Annotated in this window: 19 protein-coding genes; 12 read left to right on the plus strand and 7 right to left on the minus strand. The window is 70.1% G+C overall.

The window, feature by feature from the left end:
- A partial coding sequence (locus ABNT58_RS17685) for a DUF4143 domain-containing protein (RefSeq protein WP_348754758.1) occupies positions 1-670 on the plus strand: 670 nt, incomplete at its 5' end.
- 19 nt (positions 671-689) lie between these two features.
- Here ABNT58_RS17685 and ABNT58_RS17690 read toward each other — a convergent pair.
- From ABNT58_RS17690 to ABNT58_RS17720, 7 genes are all read right to left on the minus strand, one after another.
- Positions 690-1,343: a response regulator transcription factor gene (locus tag ABNT58_RS17690; RefSeq protein WP_348754759.1), complete on the minus strand. Its 654-nt coding sequence runs from the start codon at positions 1,341-1,343 to the stop codon at positions 690-692.
- Positions 1,340-2,317 carry a sensor histidine kinase gene (locus tag ABNT58_RS17695; RefSeq protein WP_348754760.1) on the minus strand — a complete coding sequence of 326 codons (978 nt, stop codon included), beginning with the start codon at positions 2,315-2,317 and terminating at the stop codon, positions 1,340-1,342. The genes ABNT58_RS17690 and ABNT58_RS17695 overlap by 4 nt, the downstream gene beginning before the upstream one ends.
- Positions 2,310-3,302, minus strand: a complete 993-nt coding sequence (locus tag ABNT58_RS17700) for a tripartite tricarboxylate transporter substrate binding protein (protein ID WP_348754761.1) — start codon at positions 3,300-3,302, stop codon at positions 2,310-2,312. Before ABNT58_RS17700 ends, ABNT58_RS17695 begins: the two co-directional genes overlap by 8 nt.
- Positions 3,299-4,132 carry an ABC transporter permease gene (locus ABNT58_RS17705; RefSeq protein WP_348754762.1) on the minus strand — a complete coding sequence of 278 codons (834 nt, stop codon included), beginning with the start codon at positions 4,130-4,132 and terminating at the stop codon, positions 3,299-3,301. The genes ABNT58_RS17700 and ABNT58_RS17705 overlap by 4 nt, the downstream gene beginning before the upstream one ends.
- A gap of 116 nt (positions 4,133-4,248) precedes the next feature.
- Positions 4,249-5,433 (minus strand): branched-chain amino acid ABC transporter substrate-binding protein, encoded by a 1,185-nt coding sequence (locus tag ABNT58_RS17710; RefSeq protein ID WP_348754763.1) that lies wholly within the window; start codon positions 5,431-5,433, stop codon positions 4,249-4,251.
- Positions 5,430-6,410, minus strand: a complete 981-nt coding sequence (locus ABNT58_RS17715; protein WP_348754764.1) for a PQQ-dependent catabolism-associated beta-propeller protein — start codon at positions 6,408-6,410, stop codon at positions 5,430-5,432. Before ABNT58_RS17715 ends, ABNT58_RS17710 begins: the two co-directional genes overlap by 4 nt.
- Before the next feature lie 37 nt (positions 6,411-6,447).
- Positions 6,448-7,161 carry an ABC transporter ATP-binding protein gene (locus ABNT58_RS17720; protein ID WP_348754765.1) on the minus strand — a complete coding sequence of 238 codons (714 nt, stop codon included), beginning with the start codon at positions 7,159-7,161 and terminating at the stop codon, positions 6,448-6,450.
- A 481-nt stretch (positions 7,162-7,642) separates the two neighbouring features.
- On the opposite strand from ABNT58_RS17720, the gene ABNT58_RS17725 reads away from it, so the two are divergent.
- The 11 genes from ABNT58_RS17725 (at position 7,643) to ABNT58_RS17775 (ending at position 17,672) form a co-directional block, all read left to right on the plus strand.
- The gene (locus ABNT58_RS17725; RefSeq protein ID WP_348754766.1) at positions 7,643-9,463 is read left to right on the plus strand and encodes a methanol/ethanol family PQQ-dependent dehydrogenase; all 1,821 of its coding nucleotides are present in this window, start codon (positions 7,643-7,645) and stop codon (positions 9,461-9,463) included.
- Between the two features lie 153 nt (positions 9,464-9,616).
- Positions 9,617-9,955, plus strand: coding sequence for a cytochrome c (locus tag ABNT58_RS17730; RefSeq protein WP_348754790.1), 339 nt, complete (start codon positions 9,617-9,619; stop codon positions 9,953-9,955).
- A gap of 16 nt (positions 9,956-9,971) precedes the next feature.
- Positions 9,972-10,865: a substrate-binding domain-containing protein gene (locus ABNT58_RS17735; RefSeq protein ID WP_348754767.1), complete on the plus strand. Its 894-nt coding sequence runs from the start codon at positions 9,972-9,974 to the stop codon at positions 10,863-10,865.
- On the plus strand, positions 10,849-11,952 hold the full coding sequence (locus ABNT58_RS17740; RefSeq protein WP_348754768.1) for a tetratricopeptide repeat-containing serine protease family protein: 1,104 nt from the start codon (positions 10,849-10,851) through the stop codon (positions 11,950-11,952). Before ABNT58_RS17735 ends, ABNT58_RS17740 begins: the two co-directional genes overlap by 17 nt.
- Positions 11,953-11,982: 30 nt before the next feature.
- Positions 11,983-12,714, plus strand: a complete 732-nt coding sequence (locus tag ABNT58_RS17745) for a hypothetical protein (protein WP_348754769.1) — start codon at positions 11,983-11,985, stop codon at positions 12,712-12,714.
- A gap of 32 nt (positions 12,715-12,746) precedes the next feature.
- The gene (locus tag ABNT58_RS17750; protein WP_348754770.1) at positions 12,747-13,133 is read left to right on the plus strand and encodes a hypothetical protein; all 387 of its coding nucleotides are present in this window, start codon (positions 12,747-12,749) and stop codon (positions 13,131-13,133) included.
- Between the two features lie 12 nt (positions 13,134-13,145).
- Entirely contained in the window at positions 13,146-14,159 is a 1,014-nt protein-coding gene (locus tag ABNT58_RS17755; protein ID WP_348754771.1) for a quinoprotein relay system zinc metallohydrolase 2, read from the plus strand.
- Positions 14,156-15,004 (plus strand): quinoprotein dehydrogenase-associated SoxYZ-like carrier, encoded by an 849-nt coding sequence (locus tag ABNT58_RS17760; protein ID WP_348754772.1) that lies wholly within the window; start codon positions 14,156-14,158, stop codon positions 15,002-15,004. Before ABNT58_RS17755 ends, ABNT58_RS17760 begins: the two co-directional genes overlap by 4 nt.
- 24 nt (positions 15,005-15,028) lie before the next feature.
- On the plus strand, positions 15,029-15,982 hold the full coding sequence (locus ABNT58_RS17765; protein WP_348754773.1) for a beta-propeller fold lactonase family protein: 954 nt from the start codon (positions 15,029-15,031) through the stop codon (positions 15,980-15,982).
- Between the two features lie 96 nt (positions 15,983-16,078).
- The gene (locus ABNT58_RS17770; RefSeq protein WP_348754774.1) at positions 16,079-16,600 is read left to right on the plus strand and encodes an SRPBCC family protein; all 522 of its coding nucleotides are present in this window, start codon (positions 16,079-16,081) and stop codon (positions 16,598-16,600) included.
- A 4-nt stretch (positions 16,601-16,604) separates the two neighbouring features.
- Complete coding sequence (locus ABNT58_RS17775; protein ID WP_348754775.1) at positions 16,605-17,672, plus strand: MBL fold metallo-hydrolase; 1,068 nt, start codon at positions 16,605-16,607, stop codon at positions 17,670-17,672.
- Positions 17,673-17,697: the final 25 nt, after the last annotated feature.

The following is a 17,697-nucleotide window of genomic DNA, read 5'->3' on the forward strand; positions in this document are numbered from 1 at the left end:
CGACATGACCGCCCTCTTCGGCGTACGACGCGTGCTGGACCTGGAGCACACCTTCCTGTACCTGTGCATGCACGACGGCGGTCTGCTGGACATGGTGGACCTGTGCGCCAATCTCGAGGTCAAACGGCCGACGGCGCAAAGCTTCATCGAACTGCTGCAGGCCACGCACCTGATCTACCGCCTGGCGCCCTTCGGCTATGGCAAGGACGTGCTGCGTGCCCGCTTCAAGATCTACCTGGCCGACGCGGCCATCGCGCCGGCGGTGATGCTCAAGGGCAAGGCCATCCTGGAAGACCCGGCCGCTCTGGGCGTGGCCACCGAGACGGCGGTGTTCAAGCACCTGTTTGCGCGCTACTACGCGCAGAACGTGCGCTTCAGCTACTGGCGCGGCAAGCGCGACCATGAAGTGGACCTGGTGGCCGAGGTGGGGGGCGAGCTGATCCCGTTCGAGGTGAAGTACCGCGCCCAGCACACGGGCGCGCGCGAGCTGAAAGGCCTGGTGGAGCTGTGCAGGTCGCGGCAGATCGAGCGTGGCTACGTGGTCACCAAGTCGCTGACCGACTTCGGCCCCATGCAGGGCCTGGACACCGCCGCGCAGGTGATGCGGGTGCCCGCCCCGCTGCTGTGCTGGTGGATGGGTGCGAGCGAAGTGCCCGGCGCTGCAGATTGAGCGCCCAAGGGCGCCGCGTTCAGGCGTGGCTGTCGTGCCCGATCACCCCATGCCGCAGCGCCAGGTGCACCAGCGCGGCGGTGGTGGCCACGCCCAGCTTGTCCTTGATCACCGTCTGGTGGTTGCTGACCGTCTTGGGGCTGAGCTTGAGCGCCTGCGCGCATTCGGTGGGCGAGGCGCCCTGGGCCAGCAGGCGGAAGATCTCGAACTCACGGCTGCTGAGGGCCGCCAGGCCGCTGTCGGCATCGGCCTGGCCGGTGGCCGGGGCGTCGAGCAGCCAGGCCGGCAGCTCGGCGGCCAGGTAGCGCTCGCCGCGGGCCAGGCTGCGCACCGCGTCCACCAGGCTCTCAGGAGCGCTGGCTTTGGTGAGGAAGCCGCGTGCGCCACTGGCCAGCGCCTGCCGCACCAGGGCCGGGCTGTCATGCATGCTGAAGACCAGCACCCGCGCCCACTGATCGCGGCGCATCACGCGGCGGATCAGGTCCAGGCCGCCACCGCCGGGCATGGTGAGGTCGGTGACCACCACGTCGGGCTGGTGCTGCAGGTAGGCGGCATAGGCCGCGTCGGCATCGGCGGCTTCGGCCACCACGCGCAGGTCGGGCTCCAGCGCCAGCAGGCGCTGGTAGCCGCTGCGCACCACCGGATGGTCGTCGGCCAGCAGCACGCGGATCATGCGGCGTCCTTCAAGGCGGTGGCCGGCACCTGCAGCGCCACGGCCGGTATGTGCAGGTGCAGCTGCACGCCGCTGCCCGGCGCGGCGATCACGCGCAGCTGGCCGCCCACCATGGCCGCCCGCTCGGTGCAGCCCAGCAGACCCAGGCCGGGCGTGGCGGCCTGCGGGTCCATGCCCACGCCGTCGTCGCGCAGCTGCAGCTGCAAGCCGTCCGTCGCATCCAGCCGCAGCTGCAGCGTCACTTCGCGGGCCTGCGCATGCCGCTGCACATTGGTCAGCGATTCCTGCACGATGCGGTAGACGGTGATGTTGACCAGGTCGGGCAGCGGCTGCACCAGGCCTTGCAGCGTCAGCCGGCAGTCCACGCCGGTGCGGCGCGACCAGGCCCCGCACAGCGCCTGCAGCGCCGCCTCCAGGCCCAGCGCATCGAGGTCGGCCGGGCGCAGCCGGCGCAGCAGCTCGCGCACCTGCTGGTACAGGGTCTGGGCGGCCATGTCCGCACGGGCGGCGGCGGCCAGCAGGGCTACGTCTTCGGCCCGGGCGCAGCGGCGCAGCAAGGCGGTTTCCACGCGGATGGCGCTGCAGCCCTGGCCCAGTTCGTCGTGCAGCTCACGGGCCAGCACCAGGCGCTCCCGCTCCTGCACACCGATGAGCTGGTGCGACAGCTCGCGGTTGTGCGCCAGCAGCGTGGCGGCGCGCGCCTCGGCCGCCCGGCGCAGGGCCAGTTCGCTGCGCAGTTCCTGCGTGCGGCGGCCGGCGTACCAGGCCAGGCCGAAGGCCAGCACCATCAGCGTCAGCGGCAGCTCGTCCAGCTCCCAGCGCTCGAAGCGGCCCAGCCAGCGCACCAAGCGCTCATGCAGCTCCAGCGCCACCGACAGCGCAAAGCACGCCACCGTCAGCCCCAGCACCCAGGCCAGGTCGGCACGCCAGCGGCCGGCCGGCTGGCGCGCGGTGGGCGCTGGGTGCTCAGCCACCGGTGCTCTCCTTGGCCAGGCCCAGGCGTTCCACGTTGATGCGTTCCTGCGCCAGCATCTCGCGGCAGGCGCGGGCATAGTCGGCGGGGCCCAGGTAATCCAGCTCCTGGTCGTACTTGGCGATCTCGTTGACGAACATCGGATCGAACATCGCCTTGCGGAAGGCGTTGTGCAGCGTCTCCACCACCGCAGGCGGCATGCCGCGCGGGCCGGCCAGGCCATAGGGCGACTGCGCCACGATGTCGAAGCCCAGCTCACGCAGCGTGGGCACGCTGGGCCAGCGCCTGGAGCGCTGCGCCGCGAAGGTGGCCAGCAGCCGCAGCCGGCCCGAATCCACCGCCGGCCCGAAGCCGGTGGAATTGACGCCGGCCATCACCTGCCCGGCGGCGATGGCGTTGATCTGTTCGGCCGTGCCCTTGTAGGGCACATGGATGTAGCGCAGACCACGCGCGGTGAACAGGCTCTCCAGCACCACGTGCGGCGTGGTGCCCACGCCATTGGTGGCAATGCTCAACTCACCCGGCCGCGCCTTGGCAAAGGCGAACATCTCTTCCGGCGAGCGGAAAGTGCTGCCCGCCTGCACCAGCAGGCCGAAGGTGACGCCCGAGACCTGGAGGATGGGCGTGGTGTCGCGCACCGGGTCCCACAGCACCTTTTGCGTATGCGCCAGCCGAAACACCGGGTAGGGCAGCTGCGCGATGGTGTAGCCATCGGGCGCGGCGTTGTGCAGGATGGGCATGGCCAGGGTGCCACCGGCGCCGCCGCGGTTCTCGGTGATCACCGTCACGCCCAGTTGCTGGCCGGCCAGTTCGGCCAGCACCCGCATCGAGATGTCGGTGGCGCCGCCGGCCGCCCAGGGCACCCACAGCGTGATGGGCCGGCTGGGGAACGACGGCGCCGCAGCGCTCACCGCGGACCACGCACCGCCGCCGAGCGCCCAACCACCGGCACCGGCCAGCCATTGGCGACGGGAGATCGTATTCATGCCGCCCCCCCACCACGCTTGGCCAGGCCGCCGAAGCCGCGCTGCGGGTCGTAGCCCCAGCAGGCCACCACGAAGAACACCGCCAGGCAGCCCAGCACCACCCAGGGCGCAGTGCCCGGGTCCTTGCCGTAGAGCGCAAAGCGGATCCACTCGATGGCATGGGTGAAGGGGTTGAAGCGGGCCAGCTGGTACACCCATTCGGCGCCCGATTCCTGCAGCTTCCACAGCGGGTAGAGCGCGGTGGACATGAAGTACATCGGGAAGATCACGAAGTTCATCGTGCCCGCGAAGTTCTCGAGCTGCTTGATGTGCACCGACAGCAGCAGCCCCAGCGCGCCCAGCATCAGCGCGCCGCACAGCAGCGCCAGCAGCGCATGCAGGCCAGCCCAGCTGAACACCGGCAGGTCGGTGCCCAGCAGCAGCGCCACCCCCACGAAGGCCAGCGCCTGCAGCACCGACAGCAGCGCCGTGGCGCACAGCTTGCAAAACAGCAGCCAGGGCCGCGGCAGCGGCGCGGTGAGCAGCAGCCGCATCAAACCCATCTCGCGGTCGTACACCATGGCCAGCGACGACTGCATGCCGTTGAACAGCAGCACCATGCCCACCAGCCCGGGCGCGATGTACACGTCATACGGGATGTAGGTGTCGTAGGGCTCGACGATGGCCACGCCGAACACGTTGCGAAAGCCCGCCGCGAACACCGCCAGCCACAGCAGCGGGCGCACCAGCGCACTCACCAGCCGGCCGGTCTGCTGGCTGAACTTGAGCACTTCGCGCAAAACGATGGCCTGCAAAGCTTGCAATCCATGCAGGACACCCCCGCGACCCATGGATGTTGCAGCCCCTCGCCCGACGGGTACGTCGGTCGGTCCCCCGAGGGGACCCGGGCCGGCTTGGGAGCGGCCCGGCGCTCGGCCCGGCGGGGCGGTTGGCGTTGCGGGGTCGGTCATCGCGCCACCTTGCACAGCTTCTCGGGCGCGTCGGCGCCCAGGGTGTCGAGCACGTTGCTCGGGTGCAGCAGCCCTTCGATAGGCGCCTGCGCAATCACGCCCTGGCCGTCGGTCAGCAGCATCGTCTGGCGCAGCTGGCCGTCCCAGGCGCGGAAGCTCAAGGGCGTGCCCTTGGAGCCATCCAGCGCCAGCTTGGGCAGGCCCTGCGTCCAGGCCGCGGCGGTGACGGCCTTGGCATTGGCCGGCTGGGCGGTGGCCAGCGCGATCAAGGTCTTGCCGGCCATCCAGGCCGCCCAGTCGTTGGCCGTCATCGGCCGCTGGTGGGCCTTGGCGAAGCGGCGCGCCACCTGCGGCGCGCCATAACGCTCGTACTGCGCATGCCAGCCCACCGGCACCAGGCCGCCGTCGCCCACCACCGGGCGCGGCAGCACGGTGCGGTAAGGCAGCGTGCGGGCGAATTCGCCGTCGCTGTCCACCACCCACACCGCGTCGTAGGTGGCGCCGGCGGTCAGCAGCAGCGGGTTGGCCAGGTCGCGCTCGCGCGGGTCGGCCGACAGCTTGAAGGGCTTGCTGGCCACCACCTGCAGCCCATAGCGCTTGAGGGACGCCTGCGCCGTGAGCGTGCGTTGCTGATCGAGCGGCGTGGTGCCCGTGAGCAGCAACAGCTTGCTCCACTTGCGTGACACCAGCAGCTGCGCCAGTGCATCGGCGCGCATGCGCTCGCTGGGCAGCAGGTGATAGAGGCGCGCGCGGCAATCCTGCTGGCGCAGCCGGTCGTCGGCGGCGCCCACGTTCAGCACCGGCAGCTTCACCGCATCGGCCACGGCCAGCGTCCAGTCGGCGGGCAGATCGGTGATCAGCACCGCGGCACCGGCCTTCTCGGCGGCCACGGCGGCGGCCTTGGCAGCGTCCAGGCTGGCGGCTTCCACCGTGTTCAGCGCCACCTCATGGCCGGCCGCGTCCAGCTCGAAGCGGCCTTCTTCCAGCGCCACCGCCAGCCCGTCGGCCGCCGGGCCGGTGGGGTGGCCCAGGTAGGCGCGCTCGGCACGCGAGCGCTCCAGCCGCCGGTCGTCCTGCGGCGCGATCAGCGTGGCCTTGAGCGTGGCCGCCTGCGCCGGCCGCACGCCCAGGCCGGCCAGCGCGGCGCCGGCCAGCACGGCAGCAAGCGCAGCCTGCTTCATTCGACGATCACCAGCCCGTAGGGCACCCGGCCCACCGGGATGCTCTTGAGCGCCTTGCCGGCGGCCACGTCCACCACCGTCACGTCGTCGCTCAGGCCGTTGACCACGTACAGCCGCTGCTCGGCCTTGTCCAGCGTGACGTTCCAGGCGCGCTTGCCCACCAGCACCAGCTGGTTCACCTTGCGGCTGGGCACGTCGACGAAGGCCACGTGGTTGGCCCGGCCCAGCGCCACGAACGCGCGCTTGCCGTCGCGCGTCATCTGGATGCCCACCGGGGTGATGTCCTGCTCGCGGGCGCCCTTGACCTCGAACTTGATGCTGCCGGCCACGCTGTGGTCGGCGGTGTTGACGATGGTGACGGTGGCGTCCAGCTCGTTGGTGATCCACAGCTGCTGGCCGTCGGGCGTCAGCGCCATGCGGCGCGGCCGCTTGCCAGCCTTGATGTTCTTGACGATCTTGCCGCTGGCCACGTCGATCACGTGCACGAGGTTCGCCACTTCGGAGGTCACGTACAGCAGCTTGCCGTCGGCACTCACCTTTACGCCTTCGGGCTCGCCGCCCACCTTCACCGCCTTGGTCTTCTTGCCGGTGGCGAAGTCGATGAAGCTGGCTTCGCCGTCGTCCTCGTTCGACACGTAGATGGTCTTGCCGTCGGGGGAGAGGTCGAAGGCCTCGGGCTCGTCGCCCAGCGGAATGCGGCGCAGCGACTGGTTGGTGGCCGGGTCGATCAGGTCGGCCGCGTTGCTGTCGGTGCAGGCCACCAGCAGCTTGCGGTCGGGCGTGAGCATCATGTGACGGCCGCGCTTGCAGGTAGGCACCGTGCCCTTGACGGTCATCGTGGCCAGGTCGATCAGCGTCAGCGCATCGTCCTTCTCGCTGGACACATAGGCCGTGCCCTGCGCGGCGGCCAGGCCGCAGGCCAGGGTGGCGGCCAGTGCCACACCAGCGCGGCGGGCGGTGATCAGTCGGTAGGTCATGGGGTCTTGTCTCCTGTCGTTGTAGGTTGGCGGTCGCTCAGGTGGTGCGCTGGATGAAGCCGGCCTCCAGCGTGTCGGCGCCCAGGGCCTGCGTCACCTCGGCCGGCGTGCCGTCGGCCAGCAGGCTGCCCTTGTGCAGCACCAGCACGCGGTCGGCGGACTCGGCCTCTTCCACCCAGTGGGTGGCCCACAGCACGCAGGTGCCACGTTCGCGCACGTCGGCGCGGATGGCGGCCAGCAGGTCGCGCCGCGACTTGGGATCGAGGCCGACCGTGGCTTCGTCCATCAGCATCACGCGCGGTTCGTGCAGCCAGGCGCGCACGAGTTCCACCTTGCGCCGGTTGCCACCCGACAGCTCGCGCACCTTGCGGTCGAGATTGGGTTCGAGGTTCAGGCGCGCGCAGGCGGACTCGATGCGCTGCAGCGCCAGCCGGCGCGGCAGGCCGTGCAGGTCGGCCTGGAACAGCAGGTTGCGGCGGATGCTCAGGTCCAGATCCAGCGACATCTGCTGGAACACCACGCCGATATGCCGCAGTGCAGCAGTGGCGGCATGGCGCAATGAATGGCCGGCCACCTCCACCTCGCCTTCATCGGCGGCGAACAGGCCGGTGAGCACCTGGAACAGCGTGGACTTGCCCGCGCCATTGGGGCCCAGCAGGGCGGTGAACTGGCCCGCGCTCAATTGCATCGTCAGCGACTGCAGCGCGGTGTGCTTTCCATAACGCTGGGTAAGGCCTTGGGTACGGAGCATGGGGTGACGTCTGGTTGGCCGAAAGGCCTGCAACTTCCGCGCCTTTGCGCGTCTGTGAAGGCACACACCGTGTGGCCCATTCTGCTGCAATCCAGCGTTGCGCTCTTGTTGCAACACTCTGCGCCAAAAATGCGGCCCGCACTGTGGCGCCGGCTGCGGCCAGGGGGCCAGCGCCTGCCGGCGGCCGCCGCGCCAGGCGCCCTCACGGCCTCAGTGCTTTCCCCAGTTTCCAGTTGCCTAGACAGGTGGGCTAGCCACAAGCCCAGCGATTGCAAGTGGCCATTTGCAGGGGTTTCACCTAGGGCTTCGTGCGTGCTGCACACATCCGGCCACCCGTGCCCGGTGAGCCTTCCGGCGGCCATTTTCCAGGCCCGCAGGGATGGGCATGGTTGTTGCGGACCGGCCCGTCTGCGGACACGCTTCGAAGGACTTCGGTGGCAGGCCTTCGCAAAACCAAAGACCACCTGAGAAGGAGACATCGATGAAGCTTTCACGGCAATCGAGCGTTGGCGTCATGCAGCGCTTGGGGCTGGCGTTGTTGGCTCTTCCGGCCTTGGCGTTCGCCAATGCCGACGTAGAGAAGAACATCGCCAATTCCAAGAACTGGGCGACGCAAGCGGGCGACATGTTCAACCAGCGCTACAGCAAGTTGAACCAGATCAACAAGAGCAACGTCGGCAAGATGCAGGTGGCCTGGACGTTCTCCACCGGCGTGCTGCGTGGGCACGAAGGATCACCGCTGGTGATCGACGGCACCATGTACCTGCACACGCCGTTCCCCAACAAGGTCTTCGCCATCGACCTGGACACGCAGAAGATCAAGTGGAAGTACGAGCCGAAGCAGGACCCGGCCGTGATTCCGCAGATGTGCTGCGACACGGTCAACCGCGGCCTGGCCTATGCCGAAGGCAAGGTCATCCTGCAGCAGGCCGACTCGATGCTGGTGGCCCTGGATGCCAAGACCGGCAAGCCGGTGTGGCAGACCAAGAACGGCGACCCCAAGCTGGGTGCGGTGAACACCAATGCGCCGCACGTCTTCAAGGACAAGGTGATCACCGGCATCTCCGGCGGTGAATGGGGCGTGCGCGGCTTCATCGCGGCGTACAACCTGGCCGACGGCAAGCTGGCCTGGAAGGGCTACAGCGTAGGCCCCGACGCCGAGATGCTGATCGACCCCGACAAGACGATGACCTGGACCGACGGCCAGATGAAGCCGGTGGGCAAGGACTCGTCGCTCAAGACCTGGCAGGGCGACCAGTGGAAGATCGGTGGCGGCACCACCTGGGGCTGGTACAGCTACGACAAGGCTGCCAACCTGATGTACTACGGCACGGGCAACCCGTCCACCTGGAACCCCTCGCAGCGGCCGGGCGACAACAAGTGGTCCATGACCATCTTCGCGCGTGACCTGGACACTGGCATGGCCAAGTGGGTCTACCAGATGACGCCGTTCGACGAGTGGGACTTCGACGGCATTAACGAGATGATCCTGGCGGACATCGACGTCAAGGGCAAGCCGACCAAGGCGCTGGTGCACTTCGACCGCAACGGCTTCGCGTACACCCTGGACCGCATGACCGGTGCGCTGCTGGTGGCCGAGAAGTACGACCCGCAGGTGAACTGGGCCACGCACGTGGACATGAAGACCGGCCGCCCGCAGGTCGTGTCCAAGTACTCCACGGCGCAGAACGGGCCTGACGTCAACACCAAGGGCATCTGCCCGGCGGCGCTGGGCTCCAAGGACCAGCAGCCGGCGTCGTACGACCCCGAGACCAAGCTCTTCTACGTGCCGACCAACCACGTCTGCATGGACTATGAGCCGTTCAAGGTCGAGTACACCGCCGGCCAGCCGTACGTGGGTGCCACGCTGTCGATGTTCCCGGCCCCGGGCAGCCACGGCGGCATGGGCAACTACATCACCTGGAACGCCGGCACCGGCAAGATCGTGCAGAGCAAGGCCGAGAAGTTCTCGGTGTGGAGCGGCGCGCTCAACACCGCGGGCGGCCTGAGCTGCTACGGCACGCTGGAGGGTTACCTGAAGTGCGTGGACAAGAACGACATCAACAAGGAGTTGTTCAAGTTCAAGACGCCCTCCGGGATCATCGGCAACGTGTTCAGCTATGAGCACAAGGGCAAGCAGTACATCGGCGTGTTCTCGGGCATCGGTGGCTGGGCTGGCATCGGCATGGCTGCAGGCCTCGAGAAGGACCAGGACGGCCTGGGCGCGGTCGGTGGCTATCGCGAACTGGCCCAGTACACGGAACTGGGCGGTTCGTTGACAGTGTTTGCTCTGCCCAACTGATCGGGCAATCGGTTTAAAAAGGTTGGATGGGTGGGGGGCAGGGTCCTGCCGGGCCATCGGCAGGCCAGCCCCCCTTTTTTTTCCGGATACCAAGGACACAGAGACATGAAGTTGAAGCAGACGCTGGCGCTCCTGGCCTGCGCAGGGTTCACGATGGCCACGACGGCGCAGGACAAGCTCTACACCGTGGTGGACGGCACCAAGGTCGACCCCAAGACCATGGAAGGCTTTCGCACCTGGCGCGCCGCGGCCTGCGACCGCTGCCATGGCGCCAACCAGGAAGGCATGGTCGGCCCGTCGCTGATCAACAGCCTGAAGACGCTCAGCAAGGACGACTTCATCAAGACGGTGCGCGACGGCCGGCTCGACAAGGGCATGCAGAGCTTCGGCACCAACCAGCAGGTGATGAACAACATCGACAACCTGTACGCCTACCTCAAGGGCCGCTCCGACGGCGCCATCACCCAGGCCAAGGTGAGCCCGATCAACTGAAGAAGGACGCCGCTCGATGACCGCACGCAAGCTTTACCGGCGGTGGGCCGCGGCCACCCTCGTGGCGCTGGCCGCAGCCGGCCCCGCGCTGGCCCAGCCCGCTGCTGCCCCCGCGGCGGCGGACGACCCGGCCCCGCGCAAGGCGCTGCGGGTGTGCCAGGACCCCAACAACCTGCCCTTTTCCAACGTCAAGGGCGAGGGCATCGAGAACCGCATCGCCGAGCTGTTCGGCCAGTCGCTCGGGCTGCCGGTCACGTACTACTCGTTCCCGCAGCGCATGGCCTTCATCCGCAACACGCTGCGTTACAAGCTGCCCGGCCAGGACTACCCCTGCGACATCGTGATGGGCGTGCCGGTGGGCTTCGACCAGGGCGTGTCGGTCACCAAGCCCTACTACCGCTCCACCTACGCGCTGGTGATTCCGCGCGGCAAGGGCATGGACAACGTGGCATCGGCGGACGATTTCCTGAAGCTGCCGCCGCAAAAGCTCAAGTCGCTGAAGATCGGCGTCTACGACCGCTCGCCGGCCGGCGACTGGCTCAAGAAGCACGACCTGGTGGACCAGGGCGTGCCCTACAAGATGATGAATGCCGACCCGGCGCAATACCCCGGGCAGATCATCGAGAACGACCTGGCCGCCGGCACCATCGATGCGGCCATCGTCTGGGGCCCGATCGCCGGCTACTTCGCGCAGCGGGTCAAGCAGCCGGCGCTGACGGTGCTGCCGCTGAAGTCGGAAGAAGGCGTGCAGTTCGACTACGCGATGGCCATGGGCGTGCGCTATGGCGAGCGTGAATGGAAGCAGCAGATCGAAGGCCTGATCAGCACCAAGCAGGCCGACATCCAGGCCATCCTGAAGGAGTTCGGTGTTCCGCTGCTCGACAACACCGCGGGTGAACGCCGCAACTGAAGGCGACCCGACGCATCGGCTGCACGCCCTGGCGCGCCGGCCCCGGGCTGGCAGTGCCTGGCTGGGCGTGCTGGCCTTGCTTGCCGCACCCGCGGCGCAGGCGCTGGAAGGCGCCGACCTGGTGCAGGTGGGCCAGAGCATCGTCAAGGTGGAGGTGCTGCGCACGCAGGGCGGTTATTCGCTGGGCAGCGGCGTGGTGGTGGACGACGACCGGGTGGTCACCAACTGCCATGTGACACGCGACGCCACCCAGGTGACCGTGCTGCGCGGCGGCCTGCGCTACACCGCGCAGGCCCAGGCCGCCGACACCTTGCACGACCTGTGCGTGCTGGCGGTGCCGCGGCTGGGCGCCCCGGCGGTAGCGCTGGCCGACCAGCCGCTGCAGCCGGGCCAGACGGTCAGTGCCATCGGCTTTACCGGCGGGCAGGGGTTGCAGCACAGCCCCGGCCAGGTGGTGGCGCTGCACCGCTACGACGGTGCCCAGGTGATCCAAAGCACCAACTGGTTCACCTCCGGCGCCAGCGGCGGGGGCCTGTTCACCGACACCCGGCAGCTGGCCGGTGTGCTCACCTTCCGCCTGCGCGGCGGCAACGCCCATTACTTCTCGGCCCCGGTGGCCTGGCTGCGGCCGCTGCTGGCCGAAGGCGCACTGCAGCCCATCGCGCCGCTGCGGGAGGCGGGCGTGGCCTTCTGGGAACAGCCGGTGACCGCGCAGCCGCGCTTTTTGCAGGCGGCGGTGTTCGCCCGAGAGCACCGCTGGCAGGAGCTGGACAGCTACGCCAGCACCTGGGCGCGTGAAGACCAGGGCGACGCCCAACCCTGGCTGATGCGTGGCCTGGCCCAGCAGGAGCAGGGCCGCCTGCCCACGGCCCAGCGCTACATCGAGCGGGCGCTGAGCATCGAGCCGGCCTCGCGCATCGCGCTGCTGCGGCTGGGGCTGGTGCACCTGGCCCAGGGCCACATCGACAAGGCCAAGGCCGTGCTGCTCAAGCTGCAAAGCCTGCGCTCCGACCTGGCCGGCGAACTCGACCGCGCGCTCGACCGGGCCCTGGACCCGGCCACCGAGCGCTCGGCGGAGCGGCGCTGAGCCGCACCTTTCCTTTTTTCCAAGCCCACCATGCAGTCCACACCCTTGACCGACACCCTTTGTCAACTGGGCCGCCGACGGCTGCTGTCGTTGCTGGCTGCCACGCCCTGCCTGGCCCTGCCGGCCTGGGCGCAATCGGGCAGCGGCGACATCTCGGCCGCCGAACGCGCCATCTTCATGCGGCCGCACCTGCTGAACATGCAGGCCGGCCAGGCGCTGCAGTACGGCTTCCAGCATGCGGGCTCGCTCGACGGGCCCTTCTCTGACCGCGTGACCATCAGCCTGGGCGCCCGGCCCGAAGGCGGCTGCTGCAGCGCCAACGGCCAGTTCCTGAGCGGTGAGCGGGCGGTGCAGCTGCCCGAGCTGCCGGTGGCCACCAGCAACCCGGTGATCCTGTACTTCCTCGAGCGAGACGTGCGCGAGATGCAGCGCCTGACCAAGGGCCAGCAGAACCACTTCCGCAAGCGCATCCGCGTGGCCCTGGCCGAGCGGGCGCAGATGCGCGAGATCAAGCTGCCATGGCGCGGCAAGACCGTGGAAGGCAGCGAGATCACCGTCGCGCCCTACCTGGACGACCCCAACCGCGCACGCTTCGAGCAATACGCCGGCAAGACCTACCTCTTCGTGCTGAGCGAAGCGGTGCCCGGCGGCGTGGTCGCCTTGCGCAGCACGGTGCCCGGCGCCGCCGGCGCGGCCGAGCCGCTGGTCGAAGACACCCTCACGCTGGACGGCGCGGAGCCCCCGGCCCGCGCCCGCAGCTGAGCCCACCCCCCATCCCACCCCGGACCCCCGCCATGAACCAAATTCGCCCCCTCCTCCGGCCGGCCGCCCTGCTGGCCCTGACCTGCGCCGCGCTGGGCAGCGCCTGGGCCGCCGATGCGCCCAACGACTACCCCACCATCGACCGCGTGGTGTACGTGCAGGAATGCATGGCCACCCACCCCGGCCCGCAGTTCGAGATGATGAACAAGTGCGCCTGCGCGCTGGACGCGATGGCGCGCGAGGTCAAGTACGACGACTTCGTGGAAATGAGCACCGCCGCCAAGGCCACCAGCATCGGCGGCGAACGCGGCAGCTACATCCGCGAGGCGCCTTCGCTGCAAAAGGACATCAAGCGCTTCAAGGAACTGCAGTCCAAGGTGGAAAAGGGCTGCTTCCTCGGCCCGGCCGTACAGCGCTGACCGTCAAAGCCCATGCACGCCCTGGCCCGCACCGCTGCCTCCCAGGCCCGCTGGTGGGCCGGTGCGGGCATGGCGGCCCGCTGGTGGGCCGGCCTGTTGCTCGCCGTGGGCGTGCAGGCTGTCGGCATGCCGGCCATGGCCGCCAACGCCGAGGTGGCGCCGCTGGCCATGACGCAGACCGCCCCCGGCGTGTGGGTGCACACCGGCGCGGTGGACGACTGGCAGCCGCGCAACGGCGGCGACGTGGCCAACCTGGGCTTCGTGGTCGGCAGCCGCTGCGTGGCGGTGATCGACACCGGCGGCACGCCCGCGCTGGGCCAGGCGCTGCGGCGGGCGGTGGCGCAGGCCACGCCGCTGCCGGTGTGCTGGGTGATCAACACCCACATGCACCCCGACCATGTGCTGGGCAACGCCGCCTTTCGTGACCAGGGCCAGGCCGACGCGCCGCGCTTCGTCGGCCATGCGCGGCTGGCCGCCTCGCTGGCCGCGCGCGAGCCTTACTACCGGCAGGCGCTGCAGCGCGAGTTCGGCATCGGCATGCCGGCCGCCGACATCGTGCCGCCCAGCGTGCCGGTAGAAGGCCGCCTGACGCTGGACCTGGGCGACCGCGAGCTGCAGCTGCAGGCCTGGCCCACCGCGCACACCGACAACGACCTGACGGTGTACGACGTGCGCAGCCGCACCCTGTTCCTGGGCGACCTGCTGTTCGTGCAGCACCTGCCGGTGGTGGACGGCAGCCTCACCGGCTGGTTGAAGGTGATGGACACGCTGGCCACGCTGGACGTGGCGCTGGCCGTGCCCGGCCATGGCGCCGCGGGCACCGACTGGCCCGGCATGCTGGCGCCGCAGCGCCGCTACCTGCAGGCGCTGCGCACCGACACGCGCGCGGCCATCCGCGCCGGCCTGCCGCTGTCCAAGGCCATGACCACGGTGGGCCTGGAGGCCGTGGGGCCGTGGCGGCTGGCCGAAACCTTCCACCGCCGCAACGTCACCGCGGCCTATGCCGAACTGGAGTGGGAAGAATGAAGCCACGCCGCCACATGCTCCGCCTGCTGCCTGCATTCGCGCTCGGCCTGTGGGCCGCGGCCCGGCCCGCGCACGCCGCCCCCAGCTCGCGCGAAGACCAGCCCGACGCCAGCCCGCAATGGCTCAAGGTGCGGGCCAGCCTGTTCGGCCAGCGGCCCATCAGCCCGGCCACGGCCGACCAGCTGGCGCTGGACACGCCGGTGCGCGCCGAAGACGCAGCCGTGGTGCCGGTGGCCATCCGCTCGCGCCTGCCCACCAGCGGCGAGCAGCGGCTGGAAAAGCTGTACCTGCTGATCGACAACAACCCTTCGCCGGTGGCGGCGGTGTTCACGCTGGCGCCGGGCAGCGGCCAGGCCGACATCGAGACCCGCGTGCGCATCGACGAATACACCCATGTGCGCGCCATCGCGCAGCTGGGCGACGGCCGGCTGCTGATGGCCACCCGCTGGCTCAAGGCCTCGGGCGGCTGCAGCGCGCCGCCGGGCAAGGACCCCGCCGCCGCCCAGGCCAGCCTGGGCCGCATGCGGCTGAAGGTGGAAGGCGAGCCGCAGCCCGGCAAGCCCGTGCTGGCGCAGCTGATGGTGAGCCACCCCAACAGCTCGGGCCTGGCGATGGACCAGCTCACGCGCCACTACATCCCGGCCCACTTCGTGCGGCGCATCGACATCAGCTACGCCGGCCAGCCGGTGCTGTCGGCCGACCTGGACATCTCGATCAGCGAGAACCCCAACCTGCGCTTCTGGTTCGTGCCGCAGGGCGCCGGCGAACTCAAGGCCGAGGTGGTGGACAACCAGGACCTGCAGTTCCGCAGCAGCCTGCAGCTGCAGCCGGCACGCGCACTGTGAGGGCCGCGCCTTGAAAGCAACGCCTTGAAAGCGCTGAGCGCCCTGCTCGCCCTGGCCTGCGCACTGCCCGCCACCGCCACGCCGCTGGCCTGGGTCACCAACCAGGGCAGCCACGACGTCTCGGTGATCGACCTCGCCCGCCAGGCCGTGGTGGCCACGGTGCCGGTGGGCCGCTCGCCGGCCGGCGTGGCGGCTTCGGCGCGGGCGGGCAAGGTGTTCGTCAGCAACCCCGACAGCAAGACCATCTCGGTGATCGACATGGCGCGCCGCCAGGTGGTGCAGACGCTGCCGGCCGGTGCCGGTCCGGTGGGCATCGACGCCGCGCCCGATGGCCAGCGCCTGTACGTGGCCGACTGGTTCGCCCGGCAGCTGCTGGCCTACGACGTGAGCACGGGCCGCCTGCTGGCCGAAGTGCCGCTGGGCCGCGCGCCGGCCGGCGTGGCGGTGCATGCCGATGGCCGCAGCGTGTACGTGGCCGAGCGCGACGACGACCGCATCGCGGTGGTGGACGCCGCCACCTTGCAGGTGCGCGGCCACGTGGCCGTGGGCAGCCACCCCTTTGCGCTGCTGCACGACGCGGCGCGCAACCGGCTGTATGTGCTGAACGTGCAAAGCGACGACCTGACGGTGCTGGACACCGCGCCACCGCTGCCGGTACCGCTGGCCACGGTGAAGACCGGCAAGGCCCCCTACGGTGCCGCGCTGGCCGATGGCGGCGCGCTGCTGTACGTCACCAACCAGCATGCCGACAGCGTGAGCGTGATCGATGCCGACACCCTGCAGCCGCTGCGCACGCTGGAAGGCTTTGGCTACCCCGAGGGCATCGCCGCCTATGCCGACCGGGTGGTGGTGGTGAACTGGATGGACGACCGCATCAGCGTGCTGGACGCGCGCAGCGGCCAGCCGCTGGCCACCGTCGACACCGGCCGCAACCCGCGGGGCTTCGGCGCCTTCATCGCCGAGCCGCCCCCGCCTTGACCGCCCCGACCACGCTTTTCAACCCGACCCGACGAGGAGACCGACCGCATGCCGAACCGCCCCCATCGCCCCTGCCGGCCCCGACCTGACCGCCGCATGGCCCTGCTGGCCACCGCCGCGCTGCTGGCCGCGGCCAGCCTGCCCGCCGCCGCCCACGGCCCCACCCGCCAGAAGGTGGTGGAGACCATCCAGATCAACGCCCCGGCCGATGCGGTGTGGGCCCGCATCAAGAACTTCGAGGCGCTGAAGGACTGGCACCCGGCGGTGGCCACCAGCCCGGCCACGCAGGGCAACACCGTGGGCTCGGTGCGCAACATCACGCTCAAGGGCGGCGGCGAACTGACCGAGACGCTGGAGGCCTACAACGACGCCCAGCGCAAGTACAGCTACCGTCTGAAGGACGGCGGCGCGCTGCCGGTGACCAACTACACCTCCACCATCACCGTGACGCCGGATGGCGACGCCAAGAGCACGGTGGAGTGGCGTGGCGCCTTCTACCGCGGCTACCCCAACAACGACCCGCCGCCGGACAAGAACGACGAAGCCGCGGTGGCCGCCGTCACCGGCGTCTACAAGGCCGGGCTGCAGAACCTCAAGCAGCTGGCCGAGCAGAAGTAAGCGCGTGAGCACCGCAGCGGTTGCCGCGGCCCGCCGCCGCTGGCTGCGCTGGGCGCTGGCCGGGCCCGCTACCGGCGCACTGCTGGGTGGCCTGGCCGGCTGTGCCGCGCGGGTTGCGGCCCCCGCGCCGAGTGGCCGCGATGCCCCGCCCACGCTGCCCACCGACGGCCAAGCCACGGTGCAGCCGGTGGCCCCCGGCGTATGGATGCTGCCCGGCCTGGGCGGCGAGCCCGATGCGCGCAACCTCGGCCGCGTGGCCAATGCCGGCTTCATCGCCGGGCCGCAAGGCCTGCTGGCGGTGGACGCCGGCACCTCGCTGCTGCATGGCCGCGCCCTGCTGCGCGCGATAGGCCGCACCAGCCCGCTGCCGCTGCAGGCGGTGGTCATCACCCAGACCAAGCCCGACGTGCTGTTCGGCGCGCCGGCCTTCCGCGAGGCGGGTGTGCCCCTCTGGATGCACCAGGACGCCGCCACGCTGATGGCCGCGCGCTGCCAGATGTGCCTGGACCGCCTGAACCGCGACGTGGGTGCGGCGGCCATGGCCGGCACCACGATGTACCGGCCCGACGAACTGCTGCCCGGCGGCCGCCAGCTCAACGTGGGCGGCGGCCGCAAGGTGCTGCTGCTGTTCTTCGGCCACAGCAGCGGGCCCGGCGACCTGGCGGTGCTGGACAGTGCCACCGGCGTGTTGTTCGCGGGCGGTCTGGTGGAAGGCCGGCGCATCCCCAACCTGCACGATGCCGACCTGGCTGGCTGGCAGGGCGCGCTGCAGGCGCTGCAGCGTCGCGCCGATGCCGGCCACATCCGCCAGGTGGTGCCGGGCCGCGGGCCGCTGTCGGGGCCGCAGGCCATCGGCGAGACGGCGGCCTACCTGAACGCGCTGGAGCAGCAGGTGCGCAGCCTGCTGGCCGCCGGGGTCTCGCTGGCCGAACTGCCGGCCCGCGCCGCGCTGCCGGCGTATGCGGGCTGGGACGGCTACCCGGCCCTCCACCGCCGCAATGCGGCTGAGCTGTACCTGAAGCTGGAGCAGGAGGCGCTGCGCAGTGATCAAGGCGCCGCAGTGGGCAGGTAGAGCCGGTCGAAGCAGTTCCACAGCC

Origin of the sequence: uncultured Aquincola sp., from assembly GCF_964001545.1 — a bacterium.
GTDB lineage: Bacteria > Pseudomonadota > Gammaproteobacteria > Burkholderiales > Burkholderiaceae_C > Aquincola.

Bases quoted from the DNA above. Each gene is read 5' to 3' on its own strand.
- ABNT58_RS17760 (WP_348754772.1), top strand. From the start codon at position 14,156: ATGAAGCCACGCCGCCACATGCTCCGCCTGCTGCCTGCATTCGCGCTC.
- ABNT58_RS17720 (WP_348754765.1), bottom strand. From the start codon at position 7,161: ATGCTCCGTACCCAAGGCCTTACCCAGCGTTATGGAAAGCACACCGCG.
- ABNT58_RS17690 (WP_348754759.1), bottom strand. From the start codon at position 1,343: ATGATCCGCGTGCTGCTGGCCGACGACCATCCGGTGGTGCGCAGCGGC.
- ABNT58_RS17700 (WP_348754761.1), bottom strand. From the start codon at position 3,302: ATGAATACGATCTCCCGTCGCCAATGGCTGGCCGGTGCCGGTGGTTGG.
- ABNT58_RS17710 (WP_348754763.1), bottom strand. From the start codon at position 5,433: ATGAAGCAGGCTGCGCTTGCTGCCGTGCTGGCCGGCGCCGCGCTGGCC.
- ABNT58_RS17735 (WP_348754767.1), top strand. From the start codon at position 9,972: ATGACCGCACGCAAGCTTTACCGGCGGTGGGCCGCGGCCACCCTCGTG.
- ABNT58_RS17725 (WP_348754766.1), top strand. From the start codon at position 7,643: ATGAAGCTTTCACGGCAATCGAGCGTTGGCGTCATGCAGCGCTTGGGG.
- ABNT58_RS17705 (WP_348754762.1), bottom strand. From the start codon at position 4,132: ATGGGTCGCGGGGGTGTCCTGCATGGATTGCAAGCTTTGCAGGCCATC.
- ABNT58_RS17755 (WP_348754771.1), top strand. From the start codon at position 13,146: ATGCACGCCCTGGCCCGCACCGCTGCCTCCCAGGCCCGCTGGTGGGCC.
- ABNT58_RS17770 (WP_348754774.1), top strand. From the start codon at position 16,079: ATGGCCCTGCTGGCCACCGCCGCGCTGCTGGCCGCGGCCAGCCTGCCC.
- ABNT58_RS17715 (WP_348754764.1), bottom strand. From the start codon at position 6,410: ATGACCTACCGACTGATCACCGCCCGCCGCGCTGGTGTGGCACTGGCC.
- ABNT58_RS17750 (WP_348754770.1), top strand. From the start codon at position 12,747: ATGAACCAAATTCGCCCCCTCCTCCGGCCGGCCGCCCTGCTGGCCCTG.
- ABNT58_RS17730 (WP_348754790.1), top strand. From the start codon at position 9,617: ATGGCCACGACGGCGCAGGACAAGCTCTACACCGTGGTGGACGGCACC.
- ABNT58_RS17745 (WP_348754769.1), top strand. From the start codon at position 11,983: ATGCAGTCCACACCCTTGACCGACACCCTTTGTCAACTGGGCCGCCGA.